7 protein-coding genes, 1 pseudogene and 1 riboswitch are annotated in these 7,430 nt (G+C 52.6%); of the genes and pseudogenes, 7 read left to right on the top strand and 1 reads right to left on the bottom strand.

The window, feature by feature from the left end:
* The first annotated feature begins 172 nt into the window (after nt 1-172).
* From HMPREF1153_RS11900 to HMPREF1153_RS11870, 7 genes are all read left to right on the top strand, one after another.
* The gene (locus tag HMPREF1153_RS11900) at nt 173-1,051 is read left to right on the top strand and encodes a YicC/YloC family endoribonuclease (RefSeq protein WP_009647208.1); all 879 of its coding nucleotides are present in this window, start codon (nt 173-175) and stop codon (nt 1,049-1,051) included.
* Between the two features lie 9 nt (nt 1,052-1,060).
* Nucleotides 1,061-1,339, top strand: a complete 279-nt coding sequence (remA, locus tag HMPREF1153_RS11895; RefSeq protein WP_006191405.1) for an extracellular matrix/biofilm regulator RemA — start codon at nt 1,061-1,063, stop codon at nt 1,337-1,339.
* A complete protein-coding gene (gene gmk, locus HMPREF1153_RS11890) occupies nt 1,336-1,953 on the top strand; it encodes a guanylate kinase (protein ID WP_009647206.1) in 618 nt (205 codons plus the stop codon). Before remA ends, gmk begins: the two co-directional genes overlap by 4 nt.
* Nucleotides 1,950-2,162 (top strand): DNA-directed RNA polymerase subunit omega, encoded by a 213-nt coding sequence (gene rpoZ, locus HMPREF1153_RS11885; protein WP_006191407.1) that lies wholly within the window; start codon nt 1,950-1,952, stop codon nt 2,160-2,162. The genes gmk and rpoZ overlap by 4 nt, the downstream gene beginning before the upstream one ends.
* Entirely contained in the window at nt 2,162-3,364 is a 1,203-nt protein-coding gene (coaBC, locus tag HMPREF1153_RS11880; RefSeq protein ID WP_009647204.1) for a bifunctional phosphopantothenoylcysteine decarboxylase/phosphopantothenate--cysteine ligase CoaBC, read from the top strand. Before rpoZ ends, coaBC begins: the two co-directional genes overlap by 1 nt.
* Before the next feature lie 46 nt (nt 3,365-3,410).
* Nucleotides 3,411-3,515: riboswitch (SAM riboswitch) on the top strand.
* Between the two features lie 192 nt (nt 3,516-3,707).
* Complete coding sequence (metK, locus tag HMPREF1153_RS11875; RefSeq protein ID WP_037370733.1) at nt 3,708-4,895, top strand: methionine adenosyltransferase; 1,188 nt, start codon at nt 3,708-3,710, stop codon at nt 4,893-4,895.
* 268 nt (nt 4,896-5,163) lie between these two features.
* Nucleotides 5,164-6,846 carry a hypothetical protein gene (locus HMPREF1153_RS11870; RefSeq protein WP_009647205.1) on the top strand — a complete coding sequence of 561 codons (1,683 nt, stop codon included), beginning with the start codon at nt 5,164-5,166 and terminating at the stop codon, nt 6,844-6,846.
* A gap of 411 nt (nt 6,847-7,257) precedes the next feature.
* Here the strand turns inward: HMPREF1153_RS11870 and HMPREF1153_RS12845 are convergent.
* Nucleotides 7,258-7,430: pseudogene (locus HMPREF1153_RS12845) on the bottom strand (IS110 family transposase); the annotation flags it as partial.

The raw sequence follows: 7,430 nt of genomic DNA, 5'->3' as shown, positions 1-7,430 counted from the left end.
GTCCACTTTGTGGACATTGTGCGCCGCCCTTACATGAAAAAGCCAATCGGTCTGCGCCCTTCGGGCTTGACCTCTTGAATTTTCATGGTAAAATATTATGATATAACAAAATGAAGGAAACGCTGATGAGATTGGCGGTTCCCTGAATGAGCAGGAATGGGGGGCTGTTGGCATGAAGAGCATGACGGGGTTCGGCGCGGCGGGCCGGGAGAATGAGGATTACAAGGTTCATGTGGAAGTGAAATCGGTCAATCAGCGGTATCTGGACATATCGTTTTCCATGCCGCGCGCTCTCAATGTCTTTGAGAACGATATGCGCCATGCCATCAAGAAATTCTCGGCGCGCGGCAAGATTGATGTGAACATCGCCTTTCATGACAAGCGTGAAAAGGAAGCGACCATCGTCGTTGACAAGAACTTGGCACGCGCCTATCAGACGGCGCTTTACGAACTTGGCGATTTCCTGCATTTGACACCGCCCGCCGATGTATGTAAAATAGCCTTGTATCCCGACGTCCTGCGCGTGCACGAGGAGAGCCGCGATGTGCTTGACGCCCGCGAACTCGTCTTTGACGCCTTGGAAAACGCTTTGGAGCATTTCGCCCAAATGCGAAAGAAGGAGGGCGAGCATACGCGCCTCGACTTTGAGCCGCGCCTCGATTTCCTTGCCGAGGCAATCGAAAAACTCTCGGCCTTCGAGCCGGAGATTGTCGAGCGCTACCGCACGCACCTGAGGAACGTCCTCAGCGAAATGCTCAAGGGACAGGGAATTGATGAGATGCGCATCCTGCAGGAAACGGTGCTCTACGCTGACCGCATCAGCTACAATGAAGAGGTCGTGCGCCTCAAGAGCCACATCGCTCAGTTCCGTGAGACGATCGAGGTGGAGGAAGCGCCCATCGGCAGGAAGCTCGACTTTCTGATTCAGGAGATCAATCGCGAGACGAACACGATTGGCGCGAAGGCGAACTTCACGCAGGCGGCGAAACTTGTCGTCGAGATCAAGAGTGAGGTCGAGAAGCTGCGCGAGCAGGTGCAAAACATCGAGTGAGGGGTCAATATGGACATCAAGCTCATCAATATCGGGTTTGGCAACATCGTTTCGGCGAACCGCGTCGTGGCGATCGTCAGCCCTGAATCGGCGCCGATCAAGCGCATCATTCAGGAGGCGCGCGACGGCGGCAGGCTCATTGACGCCACTTACGGCAGACGGACGCGCGCCGTTGCCATCATGGACAGTGATCATGTGATTCTTTCTGCCGTGCAGCCGGAGACCGTGGCGCATCGCGTTCTTGAGTCAGACACTCCGGAAACGAAAGAAAGAGAGGACGGAAAATGAGAAAAGGACTTTTGGTCGTCGTTTCCGGCCCGTCGGGTGCGGGCAAGGGCACGATCTGTCAGGCGCTCTTGGAAAAGACGCCGCTTGCCTACTCCGTTTCCGCTACGACGCGAAAGCCGCGTGCGGGCGAGGTCGACGGCGAGAGCTACTATTTCCTCTCGGTCGAGGCGTTCGAGAAAATGATCGAAAAGGACGAATTGCTCGAATGGGCAAAGGTCTACGACAATTATTACGGAACGCCATTGAAAAAGGTGGAGGAAAAGCTCGCGGCGGGCGAGGACATCTTGCTTGAGATCGACACGCAGGGCGCGATGAAGGTGCGCGAGAAGTTTCCTGAGGGCGTCTACATCTTCATCTTGCCACCGTCGCTCGCCGAGCTGGAAAGGCGCATCCGCGGACGCGATACGGAGACGGAGGAGGTCTTGCAGAAGCGCCTCGCTGCGGCGATCGATGAGATTGAAGCGGGAAAGTGCTACAAGTACGTCGTCACGAACGACGAGGTCGATGGCGCAGTCGATTCCGTCTGCGCCATCCTTGCGGCGGAGAGGCGCCTTGTCGCACGCAATGGAGAGCTTTTTGACGAAATAGAAAAGGGAAGGGAAGATCCGATATGAGCATGGCAGATCCTTCGATCAACAAACTCTTGGAGGTAGTCGACAGCCGCTACACACTCGTCGTCTTGGCGGCGAAGCGTGCGCGTCAGCTTTTGAGCGGCGATGAGCCGAAGGTGGTGGCGAAGTCCTCGAAAGATGTGACGATTGCTCTGGAGGAGATTTCTGAAGGCGACATCCTTTATCGACGCAGCAAAGGCGGCATAAAGTAATGGTTCTTGCGGGCAGGAAGATCCTTTTAGGCGTCACGGGCGGCATCGCCGCCTATAAGGCGGTGGAGATTGCGAGCCGCCTGCGCAAGAAAGGGGCGGAGGTTCACGTCGTCATGACGAAGGAGGCCGCCCATTTTGTCACGCCGCTGACCTTCCGCGAGATCACGGGACAGCCCGTGTCGCTCGACATGTGGGAAGAGCCTGCGCATTGGAACGTCGAACATATCGCTTTGGCGCGTTTGGCGGATCTTGTGCTCATCGCGCCCGCTACGGCGAACATCATTGCCAAGGCGGCGGCAGGCATAGCCGACGACATGCTGACGACGACACTGCTCGCTGTCACATCGCCGATCTTCTTCGCTCCGGCGATGAACAGCGCGATGTATGAAAATCCCGTGACGCAGGAAAATATGGCAAAGCTCCAAGCGCGTGGCTGGCATAAGATCGAGCCGGCGTCGGGATACTTGGCTTGCGGCGCCTCGGGCGTCGGACGTCTGCCGGAACCGCAGGACATCGTGCGCGAGCTGGAAGAAGCCGGCGCACGCGGCAAGACGCTCGCTGGCAAGAAAGTGCTCGTGACGGCGGGCGGCACGCTTGAAGCCATCGATCCCGTACGCTTCATCGGCAATCGTTCGAGCGGCAAGATGGGTTATGCCATCGCGCAGGAGGCGGCGCGGCGCGGCGCTGACGTCGTGCTCGTCGCGGGCGGCACCGTCGCGCTCGCCGATCCCGACGGTGTGCGCGTCCTGCGTACGGAATCGGCGCTCGCCATGCGCGATGCCGTGCTGCAGGAAGCCGAGGACGCTGCGATCGTCATCAAGGCGGCCGCCGTCGCCGACTATCGCCCGAAGACGCGGCAAGCGCAGAAGATCAAGAAGAACGACGCTGAACTCACGCTTGTCTTGGAGAAGAATCCCGATATTTTGCTGGAACTGGGCGGCCGGAAAAAGGAGAAGCAGATCCTTGTGGGGTTTGCGGCAGAGACGCAGAATCTCCTCGACTACGCGAAGGCGAAGCTCCAAAAGAAGAATCTTGACCTCATCGTGGCAAATGATGTGACGTGCCCCGACGCGGGATTCAATACGGAGACGAATCTCGTGAAGATCGTCGCGCGTGATGGCTCCGTCGAGGAAATTCCTTTGATGAGCAAGCGGAAGGTGGCAGAGGTTCTCCTCGACCGCATCGAATCCCTACAAAAATAGTTGACAATTGAAATGTTTTCTCGTATAATAAAGCTAAATCGAATATCACTCATCAAGAGCAGTGGAGGGACTGGCCCTATGAAACTGCGGCAACCGTTGGCGTAGGCCAAAAAGGTGCCAATTCCTATAGGTATTGCCTATGAGATGGGAGCGAAGGAAGACTCTCTTTTCGTAGGAAGAGAGTCTTTTTTGATGGATGATGTATGCTGCGAATCGGCTTTTGCTGAAGATGTTTCGCGGACGATTTCATGAAAGCGGCGCTTTGAGGCCGCCGGGCAGGGAAGGTCGCACCTTGCTTTTCCAGATATTTGCCGCAGGCGGCAGCGGCGGAATGGAGCATACCATGAGCAAAACGATGTTGTTCACTTCCGAGTCGGTGACGGAAGGTCATCCCGACAAGATGGCCGATCAGATTTCTGATGCCATTCTCGATGCGATCCTCGCAAAAGATCCGCAGGGGCGCGTGGCGTGCGAGACATTGGTGACGACGGGGCAGGTGCATGTCGTCGGCGAGATCTCGACCTCGTGCTACATCGACATCCCGCACATCATCCGCAAGACTGTGGAGAAGATCGGCTACACGCGTGCGAAGTATGGCTTCGATGCAGCGACGTGCGGCATTCTCGTATCGCTCGATGAGCAGTCTGCCGATATCGCACTCGGCGTTGACAAGGCGCTTGAGGCGAAGGAAGGTGAGTCCGATGTCGCCGACTCCATCGGCGCGGGCGATCAGGGTATGATGTTCGGCTATGCGGCGAATGAGACGCCCGAGCTCATGCCGCTGCCGATCGCACTCGCGCATCGTTTGGCGCGTCGCCTTGCAGAGGTGCGTAAGAGCGGCGAACTCGGCTACCTGCGCCCCGACGGCAAGACGCAGGTGACGGTGCGCTACGAGGATGGCAAGCCCGTCGCCGTCGATACCGTCGTCATCTCCACGCAGCACGATCCGGAAGTCGACCTGGCAACGATTCGCAAGGATATGATTGAAAAGGTCATCAAGGTCATCATTCCGGCAGAGCTTCTGACGGCAGACACGAAGTACTTCGTGAACCCGACGGGCAAGTTTGTCATCGGCGGCCCGCAGGGCGATTCGGGTCTCACGGGCCGCAAGATCATCGTCGACACTTACGGCGGCATGGCGCGTCACGGCGGCGGCGCCTTCTCGGGCAAGGATCCCACGAAGGTCGACCGCTCCGCTGCCTACGCCGCGCGCTATGTGGCGAAGAATGTCGTCGCCGCAGGACTCGCCGATCGCTGCGAGATCCAGCTTGCCTACGCCATCGGCGTCGCGCGTCCCGTATCGATCATGGTCGATACGTTCGGCACGAACAAGGTGGACGAAGCTCTGATCGAAAAGCTTGTGCACGAGAACTTCGATCTGCGTCCGGCCTCGATCATCAGCAACCTCAACCTGCGCCGCCCGATCTACGAGCAGACGGCGGCCTACGGACACTTCGGCCGCACCGATGCTGATCTGCCGTGGGAGAAGACAGACAAGGCGGATGCCTTGAAGAAAGCTGCGGGAATCTGAAAAGGATACATATACAAAACGGGACAGCTGCAAGGCTGTCCCGTTTTGTTGCGCATCATGGCTTCCCTTGTAATGAAGATACTTGATAAACGATTAGAAAAGGTGTATAATTCCCATACTGGCAGGATTTGTATAGGAGAATGGAATTATGTGAATTTAATTTGAGCCGGGAGTTATCTGTGTCGGTTCGTGTATTTCGTACAACGCAATACGACGATCCAAAATGTAATGAACAATACGATCTAAGTTTACCATGGAGGGAAACCAGATGAACTCAAAGAAAAAGAAATTCCTGAAAACAACGCTCGCACTCAGCACAGCGTTTGCGCTTTGTGCGCCTATTGCGACGCCGAAGACGGCGCAGGCATTTGATTTTGACTCGGATGATGTTTATACTGCGATTCTGTTGTGGCAGATGATGCAGCAACCGATGCCTGATGAACCTGTGCAACCGAGTCCGCAAGGTTCAAGCACAACCAAGAAAAAGACATTTTGCGACAACAATCCAAATAGAGACATTAATTGCGGAAATACAATTAAACCGATTGAGCATTGGTATCGCCATCAGCATAAACCTGTCACTGTTGAGCCTGAAGAGGCAAAAACAGCGACACCGATTTCTGATAAGGCGCGAATTCGCAGCAACGTAATTGCCACGATCATGGTTAACGGCAGAAAGTATGCCGATGTAACTATTGATGAGTACGACAAAGGCAAATACAAAGACTCTAAGAATATTCTCCTTGATGTGTACGGAAGTAACACAACCAACCCAATAACTTATGAAGGAGTTGTTCGTGACAGATACGGAGAAGGAGAAAAATCATGGGAAGAGTCTCTTAAAAGCGCGGAGACATATATCGAACAAAACCTTGGCTATCCGTATAACATTTATGACCCTATGAATTTTATTGATGAGTATTCCGAGTCAACATATACTCCAACAGACCTCCAAAGCGCTGTTGCATCAGCATATAAGGGTGTAGAACAGGTTGCCCCACAGGTGATTGAAGAACTCAAGCACCAGTTTGACGATAATGAGCGCGGTAAGCGTTCTGTGTACGAATATGGAAGCAAGATTGAAGCGCCGAAGTATGCAAATGCTTTAAAAGACGCGCGTGATATATCTGATTGGAAGCAAAACAAAAGAGGAGATGTAGTTCACAAGGAGATATCATCTATTATAAAAGCCTATTTAGGCAAACTACCAGAAGAAATCTATTTTGAAAATCTTGAAAATCTCACATGGGATGATTTTACAACAAGTGAAGATGGGCGAAAAGGTTGGATTCCTAATGGGAAAACAGAGCTTGATTTGCATTGGTTAATTTCAAAACCGTGGTATATTGACGCATATTCAATGAACCCAAAAGATATAGTTGCTAAACACATGGTTAACCGACAAACTTTCCTCCAAGGACACTCTTTGATGCGCTTTATGCCTGTCATGGGGATTCCAACCGACGAAACGCATCGATATAACATCCTTCAAATGTTCGATGTTACGTCTAGTGAAGAATTTTCCAAAACAAATCTTCCTCCTGACTTTATGAACATTAAAGATAATAAAACAAAGTATGGCGACTATTCATCTCCCGCAGAAGGCAATAAGTTGACAACAACCGACGTCATGGGCGGTTTAACCGGATTTGGACATTCGGAAGTTGAGTTAAACAATCCTCAATTTCTCCTTCCTTACCTTGACTATGAAGCGATTAACGCAGGAATGGAAGGATGGCAAACAAAGATGGGGTGGCTTTATCCTTACTTCTACGAGTGGGAATATGAAGGCGCGCAGCCGAACAAAATCATCCTCAAAGAAGTCTTCGATCCGCAGAACTATGCGGGACATGAAGATACCGACCAAAAACAAGGATATACGCCGCCGAGCTATCCGTACTACACTGGGCGCGTCATTTACCTCACGCGCGCCAACGAGACGGCGAGCTAAAAACAGGTAAAAAGAAAAAGGCACGAGAATGCCAACTCGTGTCTTTTTTGATGTAATGAAAGAGTAGTGACGATGCAATAACACGGTCAAACTGCATCATGATTCCCCCCCTTGTCAACGAAATGTGTCATATGGTGCGGAACGTAGAGGTTTCATCGAGAGTTGTAGATAAGATTGTTATTTCCTTTAAATAAATAGCGTTTACTTTTCGTCGAGTTCTTTTGACAGGCTCCAAAAAGAACTTGTAAGAAGGCATAAGTCTCTCCTGGAAAAACAGCCAAGCTCGATTAAGCCTGCAAATAAAAAGTCAAGCCCTTAGATGAAAAAAGATGAGGAGTTGTGGCAAGTGGAATTTGAGCAACACAAATAGGTCGCCGCAGGAGCGCCGACCAAAGGGACGGTAGTGAAATGCTATTCTTGTTCTTTGGAAAGGCTTGCCAAATACTCATTTACGCGCCCGTAGTAGATGCGCAGGAACTTATTCGCTCCTGCCGTCATATAGACGTAGTAAGGCTTTCCCTCGGAGCGTTTCTTGTCCATGAAGTTGTAGACTGCATCATCGGGAGAACGCATCAAGAGTCCTG

Origin of the sequence: Selenomonas sp. CM52, assembly GCF_000292955.1 — a bacterium.
GTDB lineage: Bacteria > Bacillota > Negativicutes > Selenomonadales > Selenomonadaceae > Selenomonas.
This window is presented reverse-complemented; position numbering and strand designations above follow the sequence as displayed.

Excerpts from the sequence above, each read along its gene's own strand:
- HMPREF1153_RS11870 (WP_009647205.1), top strand. The coding sequence starts at position 5,164 with ATGAACTCAAAGAAAAAGAAATTCCTGAAAACAACGCTCGCACTCAGC.
- metK (WP_037370733.1), top strand. The coding sequence starts at position 3,708 with ATGAGCAAAACGATGTTGTTCACTTCCGAGTCGGTGACGGAAGGTCAT.
- gmk (WP_009647206.1), top strand. The coding sequence starts at position 1,336 with ATGAGAAAAGGACTTTTGGTCGTCGTTTCCGGCCCGTCGGGTGCGGGC.
- rpoZ (WP_006191407.1), top strand. The coding sequence starts at position 1,950 with ATGAGCATGGCAGATCCTTCGATCAACAAACTCTTGGAGGTAGTCGAC.
- HMPREF1153_RS11900 (WP_009647208.1), top strand. The coding sequence starts at position 173 with ATGAAGAGCATGACGGGGTTCGGCGCGGCGGGCCGGGAGAATGAGGAT.
- coaBC (WP_009647204.1), top strand. The coding sequence starts at position 2,162 with ATGGTTCTTGCGGGCAGGAAGATCCTTTTAGGCGTCACGGGCGGCATC.
- remA (WP_006191405.1), top strand. The coding sequence starts at position 1,061 with ATGGACATCAAGCTCATCAATATCGGGTTTGGCAACATCGTTTCGGCG.